Source organism: Sedimentibacter hydroxybenzoicus DSM 7310 (assembly GCF_013403245.1).
Classification (GTDB): Bacteria; Bacillota; Clostridia; order Tissierellales; family Sedimentibacteraceae; genus Sedimentibacter; species Sedimentibacter hydroxybenzoicus.
Genome location: NZ_JACBNQ010000001.1, coordinates 484,673 through 503,028 on the forward strand (window position 1 = coordinate 484,673; position 18,356 = coordinate 503,028).

An 18,356-nucleotide genomic window follows, 5' to 3' on the forward strand; every position below is an offset into this window, starting at 1 on the left:
TTAAAGAAAAAGAATGAAGGTGATCAGGTGTTAAATATACGAAAAAAGGCACATTATTTAATCGACAAATTACCGGAAGATCAGGTTGCATATTTAGTAAAAATTATTGAAGGAATTAAGGGTTTAAGCATACCCAGCGGAGAACCGGATGAACTTGATATGTTTCTTATTAAGGAATCTCAAACAAACAATGAAGATACAATGACAATAGAAGATCTCATTGAAGAATTGGGGATAGATGCTAATGAACTACAAGATTGAGTTTAGAAACAAGGCATCTAAGTTTTTGAAGAAACAAAATATTGAACAGCAAAAGAGAATGTTAAAAGCCATATATAAAATTCCAAATGGAGATATTATAAGATTAGTTGGATATGAAGGATTATATCGATTAAGAGTAGGTGATGTACGAATAATATATTCAATTAATTCCGATAAGATAATTGTATTTAACATTGGAAACAGAGGGGATATATACAAATATCTATAATAGAAATTATTTAAGGGTTGCAAAGCCCTTTTTTTATTATTATAAGGATACAGCCGGAAATTCATACAGATTAGACGGCGAAGGTACTTCATCGTACAATTCTCATATGGAAACATTAATTACCGTAAAATACCCGGAAGACGGCAGGGTTATTTTAAGAAGGACATTAACTCCCAAAACGCCTTTGGATAAACCAATCCGTATTAATCTGCCTGTAAGCAATTAATAATTGTCGAAGACACTATTAACCGGAATATCTGTTGTATAAATCTGTAAAAAATATTATAATATAGATAGTAATTGAAAGGAGGATAAATATGCACAGGGATTTAAAAAAGGCAAGAGAAAATTTGCGTAGTAAGCTGTTACAAAATGCTGAAGCGGTATTGCAGGAAGTATTAAATGCGGAGATGGATGATTTGATTGAAATCGGTTTATTTGGAAGCGTAGTAAAGGATAAATTTACTTGCAGCAGTGATACCGATATTTATCTTCTTTTTGAAAATGAAATTCCTGACAGGAGAGTAAAAGGCGGTCTTAGGTCAATTGCGGAAGAAAACAATTGTGATATTGTATTTTTAACTATGAATGATTTTAACGAAGAAGCACCTGATTTATTAGTAAAAAATATATTGGAAGGAAGAATTGTTTTATGGAGGAGGGGTAGAGATGATACAAAATGATTATTATCACATAGCAATGAACGATTTTGAATATTTAAATGCAGTTAAAGATTTACCGTACTATAACCAGCATTGCATAGCGTGCCAGCAAATAGGAGAGAAATTATTAAAGCACATAATTACTCTGTCTTATATTGAGGATGATAAGGATAAAATATTGAAATCTCATTCGCTAAGAACTATTTACAGAGCAATTCACAGATACATACCTGATTTCATCCTACCAGAAGAAGAACTTGCAAATCTTACGGATTATTATTTCGATGCCAAGTATCCCGGAAGTGACTTCTTCACTGCAAACGCAGAAGATTTCAATAAATGCTATGCTTCCTTGCTAAAAATAATAGAGCAAGTAAATAAAGTAATACAATAAAAGTTTCTTATATTACTTTTAAAATTTCATAGCATAATAATGGAGGAGGTGTAACAATGTACTCAATTATTTATTTAAGTCTTTCGGTTATAGTAATCGTCTTCGTTTTTTATTTAATTTACAGTATAAGATTAAAAGAAAAACGAAGAAAAGATAAGGAGCTTATCAGGTTAAATTTTAAAGTTAATATCAACATGAATATTTTGTTTGCAGCATCGTTCTTGATTTTGGGTATATTAGTGGTTTATCTTCTTTATGGAGCTATATCGAAATCGTATATACCGTTTAAAGGTAAATATATTGACAGCTTTTTTCAAATATTTGATGATGCTTATATCGATAGCTTAAGGGAATATTTTCTGAATAATAATATGGTAGGGCAGCTTTTAGTAACGGTTCAATACTTAATGGATATACCCCAGCATGTGTTTCTTGCTGTTTTTATGATTTCATTTTCAATATATTATTTTTACGTTGGATTTAAGCAAAATATAATTTATGAGGATGGGATATTTGTAAACAGTACATTGTATAAATGGGATGGTATTTTAGGCTTTGACTGGGGCGAACTGCACGAAAAAGAAAATAAAGCGTATTACGATTTAACTGTTAATCTGCCAAAGCTATATGATTTAAACGTAGATAAAAAGCTAAGGGTAAACGCTGAAGACAGAGATAAAATAGACGAAATATTGGTTGCGAATATTATAAAATCCGGGATGTAAATCCCGGATTTTTCATACAATAGGAAAGTTCTCTTTCCTATTGTATGAAAAACGAGGATTGCAAAGGACGGGACGTCCTTGCCGTTAAGGGGGGTGCTCAGTAAAAATGCAGCGGCATTTTTACGCCGAAGGGGGACATAGGTCCCCCTAGCGGAATTTGCGTAGCAAATTTTTTTAGTATCAATACTCGAAATCAACCGTCACATTTGCTTCTACAAGCATGTTTCCCGGCATTATGGGAGTAGAGGCTGCAAACTCATATCTGAAGGGCTGTATTGGCATAATACTGTTTTCCACAATGTTTACAGGAATTGGTTCAGATGAACTGTTTAAACTCATGGCTATTGACTTTGATTTCTGAATTGCATCTCTTATCGCTGCGTTTAATGCCTGCTGGTAATAATACTCTCTGTTAGAAACATCAAAGGATATCAGTTCTACAACATTTGCTCCTAAATTAACTGCGGTGTCAATAATGCTTCCTGCCATATCCAGATTATTCGTTCTGATTTCAAGTATATTTCTTACTGAAAACCCCCTGTCAATTTGCCTTCCGTTTTCATAATCATATAGTTTATCAATTGTGTATTGGTATGTTTTTATATTGTTCACTCCCATACGCTGCAAAGCTTGAATTATGGATTGTGTCATTCTTGCATTATCTGTTTGGATGCCTGTTATGTTTTCTCCTGTTGTCTGTACTCCTAAGCGAATTACGGCAATATCCGGAACTGCCGTTACTTGCCCCTGACCGGTAAGGGTCATTGTTTTGTTATGTACATTATCATTATAACGTCTGACCATTTATAAACCCCTTTCATTATTTTTTCTTTATATTATATGCCGGTTTATAAATGCTGCCATCAACAGAAAAATATTGCATGAAATTAATATATATATTATATTAGATAAGAATAATAATAAGAATCAAAATGACTTATATTTCTTGGAGGTTTTATGAATAACAGTTGGAAGAAAAATATAGTATTGTTTTTGGCAAGCCAAACAATTTCTTTGTTTGGAACTTCCTTGGTACAATACGCAATTATGTGGCACATTACATTAAAGACACAATCGGGATTCATGATGACAATTTCCATAATATGCGGTTTTCTTCCGATGTTTTTACTGTCTCCTTTTGGCGGTGTGTGGGCAGACCGTTATAACAGAAAGAATTTGATAGTCATAGCAGATTCTTTTATTGCAACAGCAACTTTTATATTAGCCATGTTGTTTTATGCCGGACACGACTTTATCTGGCTTTTGTTTGTTGCATCTGCAGTCAGGGCACTTGGCTCAGCAATTCAAGCGCCTGCCGTTAATGCATTTATTCCTCAGATAGTTCCGGAGGAAAAGCTTACGAAGGTCAATGCTACAAATGGGAGCATTCAATCAATGGTAACATTACTGTCTCCCATGGTAAGCGGGGCACTGCTGTCAATAACGAGCTTAGAGATAATATTTTTTATAGATGTGGTTACGGCAGCAATTGCAGTTATGATAATGATATTTTTCCTAAAGGTTAATCCTCATTCAAGAGCCTTGGAAAAACAGGAAACAAGTTATATTAAGGACATATATGACGGATTAAGATATTTAAGGGAACATGCATTTCTTAAAGTATACTTTGCTTATTTAGCAGTTTTTTATGTTTTATTGGCACCTCCTGCATTTTTAACACCTTTGCAGGTTGCAAGAAGCTTCGGAGATGACGTCTGGAGGTTAACTGCACTTGAGGTAGTATTTTCTGTAGGAATGATGGCAGGCGGAATATTTATGGCATCATGGGGAGGTTTCAAAAATAAAATTAATACCATGGCTTTATCATGTTATGTTATGAGTTTTTGTACCGTTTTGTTCGGTGTAATTCCAAGCTTCTGGCCTTATATCTTTGTAATGGGGATATTCGGGGTTGTAATGCCTATCCTTAATACTCCTGCCATAGTGCTTCTGCAGGAAAAAGTGGAGGGCGATTATTTGGGAAGAGTATTCAGCATATTAAGTATGATTACAAGTATTATGATGCCTTTTGGAATGTTGATTTTCGGTCCTGTATCCGATTTCGTAAGAATTGAATGGCTGATGATAGGAACAGGATCATTGTTAGTCATTTTAACCGTATTTTTCTCAAGGAATAAAATACTTTTAGAAGCCGGAAAATAAGTAATAAAATCTAATTTCAAAGTTTTACTGTAAATTCTCTGAATATATGATAAAATAAATATATGTTAATCGGAGGGCTTCAGTCAGTGAAAAATATAAAAAATGCTTCTATATTAAAGCTTGGTTTAATACTTATTATTATATCCTACGTAGTCGGTGCGTTGTATTCTATGAGTTTAGTGCTGAAAGAACCTGTTTTTTTAAAACATTATTATGAGTCGCATATACATAGAAGGTCAGTTAAGTCTATACATTTAATTACAAATTCCAATGATGACAGACAAATTACAGGAATAGAGTTCCCCCAATTGCCTGAGAACTTTGCATATGTGTCTTTAAGAAATGTATGGAATAATGATAACGGTTATGACAGAACAAATGAATTTGCTCACTATGATTATAAAATATTATACTTTGAGTTCATTAATGTGGATGAAGATTTATCTAGCGGAGAAGAAGAAAGTATTGTATTAGATAAAGCAGAAATAAGATATATGAACGGCGATGTTCAGTATGTGGATATAGGAAAAATTGTTCTGCATAAGAATTTCAAGCTAAACGAGTTCTTTTATGACAGTTCTTCGTCCTCATCCAGTGATTTTTCTTCAAAGCTGTACACACGAGTTTTAAAGGATATCTATATTAATAATATTGAATCTAGCTTTGATGATGAGCTTGAAGGTTTCCTTGAAATGACAGTGAATAATTTGAAACAACAAGATATACAATATCCCATGAGTTTTAATTCCAGGGAGTATATAAACTTTAACAGCAATTACATATATGATGATTTGAATGACATGAGAAGGTACAATGTGTACGATGTGATAAAGATAATCAGTATTACAGACTCGGAAGGCAATAAAGGCTATGAACTGTTATACAATCTTGACTACGAGCCTATAGGGGTTATATCTTCTGAAAAAGAAATTATTGACTACCTTAGATACAGAGGGGTGAAATAATGAAGGGATATAATAAAGTTTTCTGGGGATTAATATTTGTTGTTTTCAACATAAATCTCGGACCTGTAAATATTTTGCCAGATTTTTTGGGATATTTTTTAATAAGCATAGGATTAAGTGCAATTCAAAATGAATACGAGCATGATTCGTTTAAATTAGCCGCCGTCATTGCAAACATATTAGGAGCATACACCTTAATAACTTCAATTCTCGCATTCGTAAGCGGCGGAAGCTACGAAATATTTAATAATAATGTTTTTAATATTGGAATTGCTTTGTTGGTAAGTGCAGCAAATTTAGTGATGGAATTTAATATTTTATCAGGAACTGCTTCAATATTTAAGGATATGGAAAAATTGGAGGATGAAGAAGAAACGTATAAAATTCAGAGAAACTATACTTATTTATGCATTATTGCTTTATTTTTTATGTCGATTACATTTAATATATTCAATATATCCAATTCAGCTATTGCATTGATAATAGTCGTCTATTATTTAATAGTACGCATTTATTATATTACTGTTATCAGAAGAATAAAAAAGATTTTTGATAACGGGACAATGGGGTATGAAATAAATATGCCAAATGAAAATTTAGAGGATGATAATAATTAGGAGGAAAAGTATGAAATTTTTGTGGACTACAATTCATGTAAGAAATATGGAGGAATCATTAAAATTTTATCAGGAAGTGGTTGGGCTTAAGCTGTCAGATAGGTTTAATGCCGGACCCGGTATGGAAATATCTTTTTTAGGCGAAGGTGAAACCAAGCTGGAAATTATATGCAGTGAAAAATTTAAAGGCTTTAATCCCGGAAATGGTGTATCTATGGGATTTAAGGTTGAATCTTTGGATGAAGCTTATAATATGGTTAAGGAAAGGGGTTATGAGATAGTTCACGAACCGTTACAACCGAATCCAAATGTCAAATATTTTATATTTTTAGATCCTAACGGATACAAGGTGCAATTTGCCGAACAATCATAAATTATCGGAGATTGTTAATGGATATAATTAAAAAGCATTTAAATAGGTTGAACAAAAAAGAACAAAAAATCTTAAATAGAAAACAGAATATCATTGAAGAAAAATTGGAGCCTTTAGTTGATAAAGTTGAATCGAAAGTTCCAAAGTCATTGAAGGATACTCTTGACACAGCTTTTTATAAAAGCTTTAAGATTGTTTTTGAAAAGGGAACTAGATATATAGAAAAGCTGTATAATAAAAATAAAATACAGTTTAACCACAATGTCAATGATTATCATGTATCGAAAAGACCGGATAAAAGTGCATTAAAGAAAATAGATAAGCATGCTCAAAAAAGCAAATTTTTAAACACTTCAATATCGACCATCGAAGGTGCAGGATTGGGATTTCTGGGCATAGGATTGCCTGACATACCATTGTTTACAGCTATGATATTAAAAACAATATATGAAATATCCTTAAGTTATGGATTTATGTACGAAATGGAAGAAGAGAAGGTTTATGTGTTAAACATAATAAAGGGAGCACTTACATCCGGTGAAACTCAGCAAAAATATAATTTAAAGGTTGATAAATTAGCAGATAAAATTGATAATCATATAAATATTATTTATGATTTGGACAGAGAAATAATACATACCGCAAGAATAATATCCGAATCAATGCTTACCTCAAAATTTATCCAGGGTATTCCTGTTGTCGGAGTTTTAGGAAGTATAACAAATTATAAAATAATCAACAAAATCAGTGAATACGCTTCAATTAAATACAAGAAAAGGTATCTTCATAACAGAAGGTGAGCCTTTTCAAGAGCCTTGGCAAGGGTAACCTTGCTTTTTTAATTAAAATTTAAGCTTTTTATAATATACGGTTAATATAAAATCGTGTTATAATAAGGTATAATGTGTTTAACTTGCCAAGCATTTACTTTAACCTTACAGAAATGTAAGATTAGATGATAAAGTGTAAGACAGACATATGGTACTTATTGAATTATTCTGATAGTATTGAATTGAATTTATTTTTAGGAGATGGAAATGAAGAAAATTTTTAAAAAGAAAAGATTTATAATTATTTTTATTGTGATTTTAGCTGTTCCGATTATAATTTCGCTGAATAAAAACAAAGGAGCTGCAGAGGTCTTTGTAAATGCCGTATCCTTAGAAAGAAAATCAATCGAGCAGACAATATCTGTAAAAGCGCCATTGGAAGGTATTGAAAAAGCTGATGTTGTATCGCCTTTAAATTATGAAATTATAGACATAAAGGTAAAGGAAGGCGACGTTGTTCTTAAGGATCAAGTACTAGTCGTTTTAGACAGTGAAGAATTAAAGGAACAGATTACATCAGAAGAAAATCAAATTGCTTTAGCTGAATTAGAATTACAGGATAAGCTTAAAACAATGCAGATAGAGTATGATAAAGCACTGCTTAAAATAAAAGAGCTTGAAGACAGCTACAATGTTAACAAGGAATTATTAGAGAATGAAATTATTACACAGGAAAGCTTTGACAAAATAGAAAGCAGCTTAAATGATGCTAAAAAGAATTTGGAAAGCTATAATGCGATTGACGGTAAAATTGTATCATCTCCGTCAGAATCGAAACGCTTAGAAATTCAAAAGCAAGAGTTAGAAAAGAAAAAGAAGGATTTAGAAAAAGTATTTATAAAGAGTCCCATAGATGGAACGGTAACGAGAGTAAATGTAAATTTAGGCAGATACGCGAGAGATACCGAAAACGAAAAAGCTATGTTCGTGGTTGAAAATTTAGATAAGCTGCAGATGAAGGTATCAATAAGCGAATATGATATAGAGAAAGTACATATAGGCCAGGAAGTTGAAATATACTCCGACGTTTTAAAAGATGGTATTGCCAAAGGGGTTGTTGCAAGAATATCACCGACCGCAGAGCAAAAGGATAATAATGCAATGGAAAGAGTTATACCTGTGGTTATAGACATTACTGAAAAACCTGACAACTTAATAGCAGGGGTTATTGCCTCGGCAAGAATTAAGGTTGGCAGAGAAGAAAATGTATTTGCCGTGCCGTCGGGAGCATTGCTTCAGGATGAAAATGATAAATTTAAATTATTTACATTAAACGAGGATAACACTTTAAAATCAGTGATTGTAGAAACCGGTCTTGAAACCGATTTGGAAACAGTAATAGATGGTGCGGATCTTACTGAAGGAATGAATGTTGTTGTTAATCCAGACTTAAGCTACATGGATGGCATGACAGTAACACCAAATAAAGAAGCAGAATAGGGTAAATATGAGTAAAATGATATCGATAAAGAATTTAAATAAAATTTATAAAAACGGCTCTGTTGAAGTTCATGCATTGAAAGATGTAAACTTAGAAATAGAGCATGGCGAATTTATTGCGATTATGGGTCAATCCGGTTCCGGAAAATCTACACTTATGAATATAATAGGATGCTTGGACAGACCTACGTCCGGAGAATATCTATTGGATGGAATAGACATAAGCAAGCAGGAGCAGGATGATTTGTCATTAATCAGAAACAAAAAAATTGGCTTTGTTTTTCAAGCATTTAATCTTATACCCCGAACTAATATTTTAAGAAATGTTGAACTGCCCATGATTTATGCCAAGGTGAAATCATCTAAACGAAAGCAGCGAAGCATGGAACTTTTAGAAAAAGTGGGACTTGGTGACAGAGTTAATCATCTGCCTAACGAGTTGTCGGGTGGACAAAAGCAAAGAGTGGCAATAGCAAGAGCTTTAGCCAATACTCCTCCGATAATTTTAGCGGATGAGCCAACAGGTAACTTAGATACCCAATCATCAGAAGATATAATGGAAATCTTCAAATCATTAAATAACGATGGAACAAGTGTAATTTTAGTTACACACGAGCCTGAAATAGCAAGGTTTGCTGACAGGGTGATTGTATTCAGGGATGGTGCAATAATAGAAGATAGTCAGAAAGAAGGTGTTTTAAAATAATTTGGTTAGAAAATATTAAGATTGCATTTCAATCAATTTTATCAAATAAAATGCGTTCTCTTCTTACTATGTTGGGAATAATCATAGGCATAAGCTCCGTAATAGCAATCGTATCGATCGGTGACAGCATGAAAGGTGTTATGGATGATATCTATAAGGATATCGGAAAGAACAGAGCATATATGTATGTTTATAATATAGAGGAATTTCGTTCAACGGACTTTTTCTTTATGGATGATTTGGAAGTTGTTAAAGAAAGATTCGGAGATAAAATTACATACTTAGGTCCTTCCGAATCATTGAGAAGTGACGTATCTGTCAAGAAGAACACCGTTAAATTAAACATGATATGTGTTGACAGCGGATTTGATAAGGTGCAGCATGTCAAAATGCTGTACGGCAGAATGATAAATAAAAGTGATGTGGACAGAAAAAGCAAGGTTATAGTGTTGGAGCAAAAGGCAGCCTTGCAGTTGTTTAACAGAGAAAATGCAACAGGAGAGGTTATCAGAGTTAAAATAAATAATTACATGGAGGATTTGCTGATAGTCGGTGTGTATAAAAATGAAGAATCGCCGGTGTTATCTCTTCTGCAGGGACAAAGTCCGTATGAAGAAAGCTATGTGCCGTATACGATGGCGTTTCCTTCAAACTATGGATTTTACGGATTAGATATATTTATAGCGGAAAATCAACCAGTAAGCGATGTCGGAAATGAAATAGTATCCTATATTGCAAAGCTTAAAAACAGAAGCAATGAAAATTATATGTTTTATACCGTTGAGGAAGACCAGGAGACGTTGAACGGCATTGTTGGCGGTATGTCAATAGCCGTGGCCTGTATTGCCGCAATATCGCTTTTGGTAGGTGGAATAGGAATTATGAATATTATGCTGGTTTCTGTCACTGAGAGAACCAGGGAAATTGGTATAAAGAAATCACTTGGTGCAAGAACTAAGGATGTTCTGTTTCAGTTCCTGATAGAATCCGCAACACTTTCGGCAATCGGTGGCGTAGTCGGAACAATGTCCGGAATCGGATTAGTAATGTTAGGCGGTTCCATAATATCGCTGCCCATAGTAGTTAACCCGATTTCCATAATTATAGCAGTAGCCTTTTCTATGATTATAGGAGTATTCTTCGGATATTACCCTGCAAAAAAAGCTGCAAAAGCAGATCCTATTAATGCTTTAAGATATGAATAATATAATTTAGATATATAATAGTGCAGAGGTGGTTCATGATTTTATCAAAAGAGCAAATAAATCGTTACATCAGACACATCGTCATGCCGGAAATAAATGTGAAGGGTCAGGAGAAATTACTTGAATCTACCGTATCGGTGTATGGAGAAAATACAGATAATCTCACGACTGCGGTATTGTACCTTTCGGCAATGGGAATAGGTAAAATATTATGCCATTTAAAAGATGATTTGGGATATGACTCTTTATTTTATAATGCTGAGGATTTAAACAATGACGTTTCAATAGAAATTATCAATGAGAATTTTTCTGCAGATAACGCAGATGCCAGAGTTATAATCGGCAGCATAAGCTTTATCAAGGATGTTATTAATAAAAATGAATTTGTCCCAACTATTATATCTATGGTTAATGGGGTTAATGAATGGAAGGGAACTCTTCAAGCCTTCATCGAGCCGGAGCGTTTAAATGAATATATACAATTTGCAGGCGGCGGGAAATGTTATAATAAAGAGAAAAATTTACTTATAGCTTCCTTTTCCGGTGCATTGTGCTCGGTTGAATGTGTTAAGCTCATACTTAATATCGGTAAAATTCATGAAAACTTATTAATGTTTGATTTGCTTACGATGGAATTCAGCAACTTTAATCAAGACCGGTACGAAGCGGCAATTTGTGAATTCAATATAGAAAATAATATATCATTGAGTAAAAAAGAAATAATTAGAAAGCTTAACAACTCAAAGGTTTTAATTGTCGGCACCGGCGGATTAGGATCTCCGGCAGCTATTGGCCTTGCCGTATCAGGGATTGGTACAATAGGTTTATTGGATTCGGATAAAGTCGAATCAAGTAATCTGAACAGACAAATATTACATTCGGTTTCAAGAATCGGAGCCCCTAAAGCTGAATCTGCAAAATTTTTTATTTCAAACATTAACCATAACACTAATATAATTACTCATGTTTTGGAATTGAACTTAGAAAATGCCGAAGATACAATAAGAGAATATGATGCGGTAATAGCCGCCGTTGATAATATTCAGACACGATATATAATTAATGATACGAGTTATTTGTTGAAAAAACCTGTTATCGAGTCAGGGGTATTAAGTTTTGACGGAACTAACACTACAATCATTCCAGGTGAAGGACATTGCTACAGATGTCTGTATCCTGATGTGAATACAAGGGGTACGACCTGCACTGAAGCGGGTATTTTAGGGGCAATACCCGGAGTGATGGGATTTATCGAAGCGATAGAGCTTGTAAAGGTTATTGCAAACATCGGAGTTACTCTTAAAAATAAAATATTGATGTTTGATGGCTTGGAAATGGAGTTTAATATAATAAATTTAGAAAAAAACCCAAATTGTAATGTTTGCGGGAAAAAAGATGACCTAATATCATAAAAAAATGATATTAGGTCAGTACGTGCATTGATATGATTAAACTAAATTTTTATATACCTTTTTTTCCGGTTCTGGCTTTTCAATTTTTCCTTCGCCAAGTTCTTTCAATTTCAATAAGTATGCCATGTTTTTTCCAAGCACGCGCATTATTTGAACTCCCTCATCATCCTGGACAGCTTCTCCGGGCTTTTGACCGAAGATAACATTCCAATAGTTTGATGTAGGCATTAACATTTCCGAATAACCTATATAATTTATCAACTGATGATAAGCAGGTAATCCCCCGGCACGTCTTACCGCTGTTATTCCGGCACCTGCCTTATGTCGGTATAATCCGCCGTTTGCACTTCCCACATAAGTTGATCTGTCAAGAAAAGCTTTCATAGTAGCTGTTATTGAAGCAAAATGAACAGGAGAACCAAATATTATTCCATCTGCTTCCTTCATTTTTTGTATCCATTCATTTACTTCATCATCAATGATACATCTTTCGTTACGCATCTTAAAACATGAATTGCACGCAGTGCAGCCCAGTATTTTTTTGCTTCCGGTTTGAATTATTTCAACTTCTATATTTTCTTTTTCCAATTGCTCTGCAACCAGTTTAATTGCTTCATATGTATTTCCTTCCTTTTTAGGACTTCCGTTAAATGCAACTACCTTCATTTCTTCCTCCTGATATATATTTATTATACTATATCAAAAAAATTATATTATTACAAGCCGGTGAATAAATTGATTAGATAATAAAAATATAAATATAAAGGTTAATTATTTATTTAACAACAATAATAACAAATGTTAAATAATATTAATAAAGTTATATTGACTTTAATATTTTTTGATGCTATTATGATGAAGTCAAGTTGCAGCATCGTAATAAAATATGCATTTTATTTAACAAACGACTATGTGTTTTGCAAAATTGTTATGGTGTTCAGTGCAACTTAATACAAGAATTAACATACTTGGAGGGTAAAATGAAAAGAATATTATCTATAGTATTATGTATGCTAATGATTCTGAGTGTAGCGGCTTGTACTAAAGAAACTCAGGCGCCTGCCGGACAAGCTGAAACATTAACCGGAGTAGGAAAGGGCTTTGCCGGTGAAGTAAAGGTTACCGTTACAAAAGAAGGGGACAAGATTACGAATGTTGTGGTTGACAGCCATACCGAAACAAATGGAATAGGTACAAAAGCAGTTGATGAAATTCCTGCTAAAATTGTAGATGCTAATTCAACGGATGTTGAAGCTGTAGCAGGAGCGACAGTTACAAGTGAAGCAATTGTTTATGCGGTAAACAATGCGTTAGATCCCGCTAAATATCCGGCTCCGACAGCAGCAGTTAAAGAAGACAAAAAACCTGAAGCTGTAGTAGCTGCAGAAGTATATCAGGGATTTGGTTTTGCAAGTGAGGGTCGTTTAGGACCGGGAAAAGATGATACAGATACACCTGTATTCAGTTTTAATGATGTATTTGCACATACGTTATTTGATCAGGAAGGAAGAATTCTTGCGATGACAGTTGATGTGTTAGAAGTTGCAACTCCGAATTATGACGGAGAGGGAATGCCTCACTTCAGCGGCTTCCCGGGACAAGGCGGATACAATAATGATTCAAACCATGATGAAAAGGTTGACGGAAAAACAGAGGATACAGAAGAAAACTTCATAGCTGAAATTAACAGCTGGGTATCGAAGAGAGACCGCGGTGCTTCTTATGTGATGGGAGCCGGTTCATGGTCGGAACAAATGGATAAATTTGAAGAAACATTTGTTGGCATGACTGTTGAAGAAGTTGAGGAATGGTTTGAAAAATACTGTTCCGATTTGAACGGGAGACCGTTAAAGGACGGTTCTGATAAGCCTGAAGACAAAGCCAAATATGATGCTTTAACTGCTGAAGAAAAAGCAATGCTTGCAGATGTTACTTCCGGGGCTACTATGAGCTTAAAAGATCCTCACGGTGATATTGTTACAGCTATTAAAAGATCATTTGAAAACAGAGTGCCGTTAGAAGAAGTCAGAGAAGTTGCATCAATGGGAACCGCAGTATTACCATTGCATCGTTTAGGACCGGGCAAAGATGATACAGGTGTTTCGGTTTATAGTATAAATAAAGTTTTTGCCAATGCTTTGTTTGACGGACAGGGTAAAATAGCAGCTTTATATGTTGATCAGTTAGAAGTGGCAACTCCAAACTATGATGGAGCTTCAATGCCTCACTTTACAGGATTTCCGGGACAGTCATACAACAATGATGAAAACCACGACGAAAAAGTTGATGGTACTATCACAGTTACTGATGACAGCTTCTTGGATGAAATTAAAGGCTGGGTAACTAAGAGAGACCGTGGCGAAGGTTATGTAATGGGCACAGGTACTTGGGAAGCTCAAATGGATAAATTTGAAGAATTATTCATAGGTAAAACAGCTGACGAAGTTGAAGAATGGTTTGAAAAATACTGTTCTGACTTAAACGGAAGACCGTTAAAGGATGGTTCTGACAAACCTGAAGACAAAGAAAAATATGATGCGTTAAGCGACGATGAAAAAGCAATGCTTGCAGATGTAACATCAGCAGCTACTATGAGCTTGAATGACGGTCATGGTGACTTGGTCGGAGCAATCAAAAAAGCTTTTGAAAATCGTGTGGAAATTGATTTAACAGTTAAATAAATATTTATTGAATTTACGAAAAGCTCTTTAATTAATTGATTAAAGAGCTTTTTATAATATTAAAAAATAATATTGGTTATACTATTAAAAATATATTTTATGGAGGGCTATATGAAAAAATTAGCTTTAATAATTAGTTTTTTAATGCTTTTTAGCATGGCTGCATGTACAGATAACAATAATAATCCTGGTACCAATAATCCGGATACCAATAATCCGGGAACAAACACTCCCGGAGAAGAAACACCGGGCAATGGTGAAAATAACCTGAATGGAAATACGGGAGTGGATTTGCCGGAAAATGGGGATTTAGGAGGAGATACGGAAACATTAAAGGGATCTGCTCAAGGTTATGGAGGAGAAGTCACGGTTACGGTAATGGTTAACGGTGAAGATATTGTATCTGTTGAGGTCATGGGAGAAAAAGAAACTCCGGGTGTAGGAACAAATGCCATTGAACAGCTTCCGGAAAAAATAGAAGAAGCTGATTCTACAGATGTAGAAGCAATATCAGGTGCAACTGTTACAAGTAATGCCATAAAGGAAGCGGTAGATAAAGCATTAGAAGGAAGAAAGTAAAAATTTACAAAAGAGAAGTATATACGAAAAAACCAGCATGGGCTGGTTTTTTTAAGCATTTAATCATATAGAGATGATAATATCAATGATGTTGATGATTCTTTTATACTGTCTATTGTATGAAGCTGATCCTGTAAAGCTTTCAATTCAATAGGTGTCTTGCATCTTATTTTCATTATAATACACCATGTTCCGGTAACAATGTGGCATTCTTCTATTACCAAATTATTTATTTCAAGAGTTTTCAACTGTTCAAGCAGCTTGTCATAATTAGTGGTTCTTACTCTCAGAGAAATAAGGGCATTTGTAGTATACCCGAGCTTGACCCAGTCGATTTTCGTCCTGTATCCCGAAATTACACCATGTTCCTCCAATTTGGTTACCCTGTTGTGTATTGCCGGTCTCGACAAGTTTAAGCGCTTTGACAGTTCTTCGTGTGATATACGTCCTTCTTTTTCAATGTTTTGTAAAATTTGCATATCTAATGAATCCATATTATACCTCTATATTTTATGGTTTTAGTTTACAATTATTTTAAATATAGCATAAAGTTAAGATTATTGCAAGCTAATAACGATAATAATGTTAACGTTTCTTGACAATGAAGATTTATTATATTATAATTAAATTAATAAAATTTGGCTAAAGATATAAGATGTGAGGGGACAAATTTTAGTATATTTTGTGTATGCTGAAATTTGTTCTTTTTTTATGGTGCTACCACCATTTGTTGGAGCTACAGCGATGAACAAATTTGTGATTAAGCTGCGATTTCGCTGTGATATCTTAAATCACATAAAAAATTAGGAGGATAATATGAGTAAGGTAATAATTACGGGAAATAATTTGACTATAGAAGAGGTTGTATCAGTTTGCAGGAATTATTACGAGGTTGAACTGTCGGAAACTGCAATGGAAAAAGTGAAAAGCTCAAGAAAAATAGTAGATGATTTTGTGGAAAACGGAGACGTTGTTTACGGCATAACAACCGGCTTTGGAAAATTCAGTGATGTTTCAATTTCAAAGGATGAATCAGAGCTTTTACAGAAAAACTTAATAGTTACCCATGCGGTGGGTGCGGGTAATCCCTTTGAAACAGAAGTAGTCAGAGGAATAATGCTTTTAAGAATTAACAATCTTGCAAAAGGTTATTCGGGTGTGAAGCTTGAAACCTTGCACACAATGATTAACATGCTGAATAAAAGAGTCCATCCGATAGTTCCTCAAAAGGGCTCATTGGGTGCAAGCGGCGACCTAGCTCCATTATCACACATGGTTCTTCCGATGATTGGTTTAGGTTCGGCAGAATATAACGGTGTGACTATGTCCGGTGCGGAAGCAATGAAGGCAGCAGGATTACCAGTTGTTACGCTTACCTCTAAGGAAGGTCTTGCACTGATTAATGGAACGCAGGTAATGACCTCTGTGGGCTGCCTGACAGTTTACGATGCATTGAATTTAATTAAAACATCTGATATTGCTGCTGCTTTAAGCTTTGAGGCACATAATGGTGTCGTTGATGCTCTGGACCATAAGGTTCATGAGGTAAGACCTCATAAGGGCCAAATGGATACAGCAAAAATACTTCTTAAGCTTTTGTCGGGAAGTAAAATGACAACGAAGCAAGGAGAAAGAAGAGTGCAGGATGCTTATTCTCTGAGATGTACGCCACAGGTTCATGGTGCCAGCAAGGATGCAATAAATTATGTTAAAGAAAGAGTTGAAATAGAAATAAATTCTGTTACCGACAATCCAATTATATTCCCTGAAACGAGAGAAGGGATATCGGGGGGGAACTTCCACGGGCAGCCGATGGCATTAAGCTTTGACTTCTTAGGTATTGCCCTGGCAGAGCTTGCAAATATTTCTGAAAGAAGATTAGAAAGGTTAGTAAATCCTGCTTTAAGCGGATTACCCGCATTTTTAGTTGAACATGGCGGCTTAAATTCCGGCTTTATGATTGTTCAATATTCTGCGGCAGCATTGGTTTCGGAAAACAAGGTATTGGCGCATCCGGCTTCCGTTGACAGCATACCTTCATCTGCTAATCAGGAGGATCATGTTTCCATGGGGACTATAGCAGCAAGAAAGGCAAAGGAAATAATGGAAAATGTAAGAAGAGTGCTTGCGATGGAAATTATGTGTGCTTGTCAGGGAATAGATTTAAGAACGAATAATGGATTGGGAGCAGGAACGGCACCTGTTTATAATAAGGTTAGAGAATATGTACCGGTGTTAAAAGAAGACAGACCTCTATATGAAGATATAAATAAATGTGAAGAATTAATAATCGACGGAACAATTATAGATGTATGTGAAAAAGGTATAGGAGAAATAAAATTTTAAAATAAAACGGCGTTTCGTAATTTATATGCTACGAAACGTTTTTTTATTTGCCATAAAAATTTGCAAATGATATAATTATGGAGTACATATTTTTTAAAAGAAATAAATATAATAGAATTTCAGGAACAAATAAAAAAAATTAACGTCATATATAATAACCGAACGGGGTGAAACAATGCAAAGCAATGAACTATCGTTGATTGAACGAAGCCGGCAAGGAGATGTAGATGCTTTTGAAGAGCTTATAAAGGATTATAAGAAAATTGCATACAATATAGCGCTGAGAGTGCTCAGAAATGTAGAGGATGCGGAAGATGCTTCTCAGGAAGCTTTAATTAAAGTATTCAAAAATATTCAAAATTTCAACATGCAATCCACTTTTAAGGTGTGGATGTACAGAATAGTTGTAAATACGTGTATAGATTTTAAAAGAAAGAAAAACCTTAATGTTGTTTCTATTGATGAAACAATAGATTTAGGTGGAAGTGTTCAGATTCATAGGGAAATTGCAGATGACTCTAATAATCCGGATATATTGATTGAAAAACATTTTGATAATAAGCTGATAAATGATGCTGTTAATAAATTAGAAGATGACTATAAGACTATTATTATATTGAGGGATATACAGGGATTTTCTTACAGTGAAATATCAGAGATTTTAACCTGTAATATGGGAACCGTAAAATCGAGATTGAACAGAGCAAGAAAAAACTTAAAAGAAATACTTGAAAATGAATTAAGAATTCAATGTTAGGTGGTGACGAA

Annotated in this window: 21 protein-coding genes; 18 read left to right on the forward strand and 3 right to left on the reverse strand. The window is 34.3% G+C overall.

The features are described 5' to 3' along the window. The first annotated feature begins 27 nt into the window (after window positions 1-27). The 5 genes from HZF24_RS02350 (at window position 28) to HZF24_RS02370 (ending at window position 2,271) form a co-directional block, all read left to right on the forward strand. Window positions 28-261 (forward strand): hypothetical protein, encoded by a 234-nt coding sequence (locus tag HZF24_RS02350; RefSeq protein WP_179236642.1) that lies wholly within the window; start codon window positions 28-30, stop codon window positions 259-261. Continuing rightward, complete coding sequence (locus HZF24_RS02355; RefSeq protein WP_322790709.1) at window positions 245-490, forward strand: type II toxin-antitoxin system RelE family toxin; 246 nt, start codon at window positions 245-247, stop codon at window positions 488-490. The genes HZF24_RS02350 and HZF24_RS02355 overlap by 17 nt, the downstream gene beginning before the upstream one ends. Before the next feature lie 317 nt (window positions 491-807). Next, window positions 808-1,173: a nucleotidyltransferase domain-containing protein gene (locus tag HZF24_RS02360; RefSeq protein WP_179236644.1), complete on the forward strand. Its 366-nt coding sequence runs from the start codon at window positions 808-810 to the stop codon at window positions 1,171-1,173. Further along, complete coding sequence (locus HZF24_RS02365) at window positions 1,160-1,546, forward strand: HEPN domain-containing protein (protein ID WP_179236645.1); 387 nt, start codon at window positions 1,160-1,162, stop codon at window positions 1,544-1,546. The genes HZF24_RS02360 and HZF24_RS02365 overlap by 14 nt, the downstream gene beginning before the upstream one ends. 56 nt (window positions 1,547-1,602) lie before the next feature. Further along, window positions 1,603-2,271 (forward strand): hypothetical protein, encoded by a 669-nt coding sequence (locus tag HZF24_RS02370; protein WP_179236646.1) that lies wholly within the window; start codon window positions 1,603-1,605, stop codon window positions 2,269-2,271. 180 nt (window positions 2,272-2,451) lie between these two features. Here HZF24_RS02370 and HZF24_RS02375 read toward each other — a convergent pair whose 3' ends face one another. Continuing rightward, window positions 2,452-3,075, reverse strand: coding sequence for an SIMPL domain-containing protein (locus tag HZF24_RS02375; RefSeq protein ID WP_179236647.1), 624 nt, complete (start codon window positions 3,073-3,075; stop codon window positions 2,452-2,454). 153 nt (window positions 3,076-3,228) lie between these two features. Here HZF24_RS02375 and HZF24_RS02380 point away from each other — a divergent pair, with 153 nt between their 5' ends. The 9 genes from HZF24_RS02380 (at window position 3,229) to HZF24_RS02420 (ending at window position 11,982) form a co-directional block, all read left to right on the forward strand. Further along, window positions 3,229-4,434: an MFS transporter gene (locus HZF24_RS02380; protein ID WP_179236648.1), complete on the forward strand. Its 1,206-nt coding sequence runs from the start codon at window positions 3,229-3,231 to the stop codon at window positions 4,432-4,434. Window positions 4,435-4,520: 86 nt separating this feature from the next. Continuing rightward, window positions 4,521-5,399 carry a hypothetical protein gene (locus HZF24_RS02385; protein WP_179236649.1) on the forward strand — a complete coding sequence of 293 codons (879 nt, stop codon included), beginning with the start codon at window positions 4,521-4,523 and terminating at the stop codon, window positions 5,397-5,399. Beyond that, window positions 5,399-6,016: a hypothetical protein gene (locus HZF24_RS02390; RefSeq protein ID WP_179236650.1), complete on the forward strand. Its 618-nt coding sequence runs from the start codon at window positions 5,399-5,401 to the stop codon at window positions 6,014-6,016. Before HZF24_RS02385 ends, HZF24_RS02390 begins: the two co-directional genes overlap by 1 nt. A 10-nt stretch (window positions 6,017-6,026) precedes the next feature. Next, window positions 6,027-6,389: a VOC family protein gene (locus HZF24_RS02395; protein WP_179236651.1), complete on the forward strand. Its 363-nt coding sequence runs from the start codon at window positions 6,027-6,029 to the stop codon at window positions 6,387-6,389. A gap of 17 nt (window positions 6,390-6,406) precedes the next feature. Then, on the forward strand, window positions 6,407-7,189 hold the full coding sequence (locus tag HZF24_RS02400) for an EcsC family protein (RefSeq protein ID WP_179236652.1): 783 nt from the start codon (window positions 6,407-6,409) through the stop codon (window positions 7,187-7,189). 237 nt (window positions 7,190-7,426) lie between these two features. Beyond that, window positions 7,427-8,659 carry an efflux RND transporter periplasmic adaptor subunit gene (locus tag HZF24_RS02405; protein WP_179236653.1) on the forward strand — a complete coding sequence of 411 codons (1,233 nt, stop codon included), beginning with the start codon at window positions 7,427-7,429 and terminating at the stop codon, window positions 8,657-8,659. A 7-nt stretch (window positions 8,660-8,666) separates the two neighbouring features. Next, window positions 8,667-9,365 carry an ABC transporter ATP-binding protein gene (locus tag HZF24_RS02410; protein WP_281372236.1) on the forward strand — a complete coding sequence of 233 codons (699 nt, stop codon included), beginning with the start codon at window positions 8,667-8,669 and terminating at the stop codon, window positions 9,363-9,365. Window positions 9,366-9,433: 68 nt separating this feature from the next. Next, complete coding sequence (locus HZF24_RS02415; protein ID WP_179236655.1) at window positions 9,434-10,570, forward strand: ABC transporter permease; 1,137 nt, start codon at window positions 9,434-9,436, stop codon at window positions 10,568-10,570. Between the two features lie 35 nt (window positions 10,571-10,605). Continuing rightward, window positions 10,606-11,982, forward strand: a complete 1,377-nt coding sequence (locus tag HZF24_RS02420) for a HesA/MoeB/ThiF family protein (protein WP_179236656.1) — start codon at window positions 10,606-10,608, stop codon at window positions 11,980-11,982. 36 nt (window positions 11,983-12,018) lie between these two features. Here the strand turns inward: HZF24_RS02420 and HZF24_RS02425 are convergent, their stop codons facing one another. Further along, window positions 12,019-12,648, reverse strand: coding sequence for a flavodoxin family protein (locus HZF24_RS02425; RefSeq protein WP_179236657.1), 630 nt, complete (start codon window positions 12,646-12,648; stop codon window positions 12,019-12,021). A gap of 314 nt (window positions 12,649-12,962) precedes the next feature. Here HZF24_RS02425 and HZF24_RS02430 point away from each other — a divergent pair, with 314 nt between their 5' ends. Both HZF24_RS02430 and HZF24_RS02435 read left to right on the forward strand, forming a co-directional pair. After that, window positions 12,963-14,663, forward strand: a complete 1,701-nt coding sequence (locus HZF24_RS02430) for an FMN-binding protein (protein WP_179236658.1) — start codon at window positions 12,963-12,965, stop codon at window positions 14,661-14,663. A 111-nt stretch (window positions 14,664-14,774) separates the two neighbouring features. After that, entirely contained in the window at window positions 14,775-15,242 is a 468-nt protein-coding gene (locus HZF24_RS02435; RefSeq protein ID WP_246345916.1) for an FMN-binding protein, read from the forward strand. Between the two features lie 59 nt (window positions 15,243-15,301). On the opposite strand, the gene HZF24_RS02440 is transcribed toward HZF24_RS02435, so the two are convergent. Next, window positions 15,302-15,736 carry an Lrp/AsnC family transcriptional regulator gene (locus HZF24_RS02440; RefSeq protein ID WP_179236660.1) on the reverse strand — a complete coding sequence of 145 codons (435 nt, stop codon included), beginning with the start codon at window positions 15,734-15,736 and terminating at the stop codon, window positions 15,302-15,304. Between the two features lie 322 nt (window positions 15,737-16,058). On the opposite strand from HZF24_RS02440, the gene hutH reads away from it, so the two are divergent. Both hutH and HZF24_RS02450 read left to right on the forward strand, forming a co-directional pair. Then, entirely contained in the window at window positions 16,059-17,588 is a 1,530-nt protein-coding gene (gene hutH, locus HZF24_RS02445) for a histidine ammonia-lyase (protein ID WP_179236661.1), read from the forward strand. A gap of 175 nt (window positions 17,589-17,763) precedes the next feature. Then, window positions 17,764-18,345 carry an RNA polymerase sigma factor gene (locus HZF24_RS02450; RefSeq protein WP_179236662.1) on the forward strand — a complete coding sequence of 194 codons (582 nt, stop codon included), beginning with the start codon at window positions 17,764-17,766 and terminating at the stop codon, window positions 18,343-18,345. The last annotated feature ends 11 nt before the right edge of the window (window positions 18,346-18,356 follow it).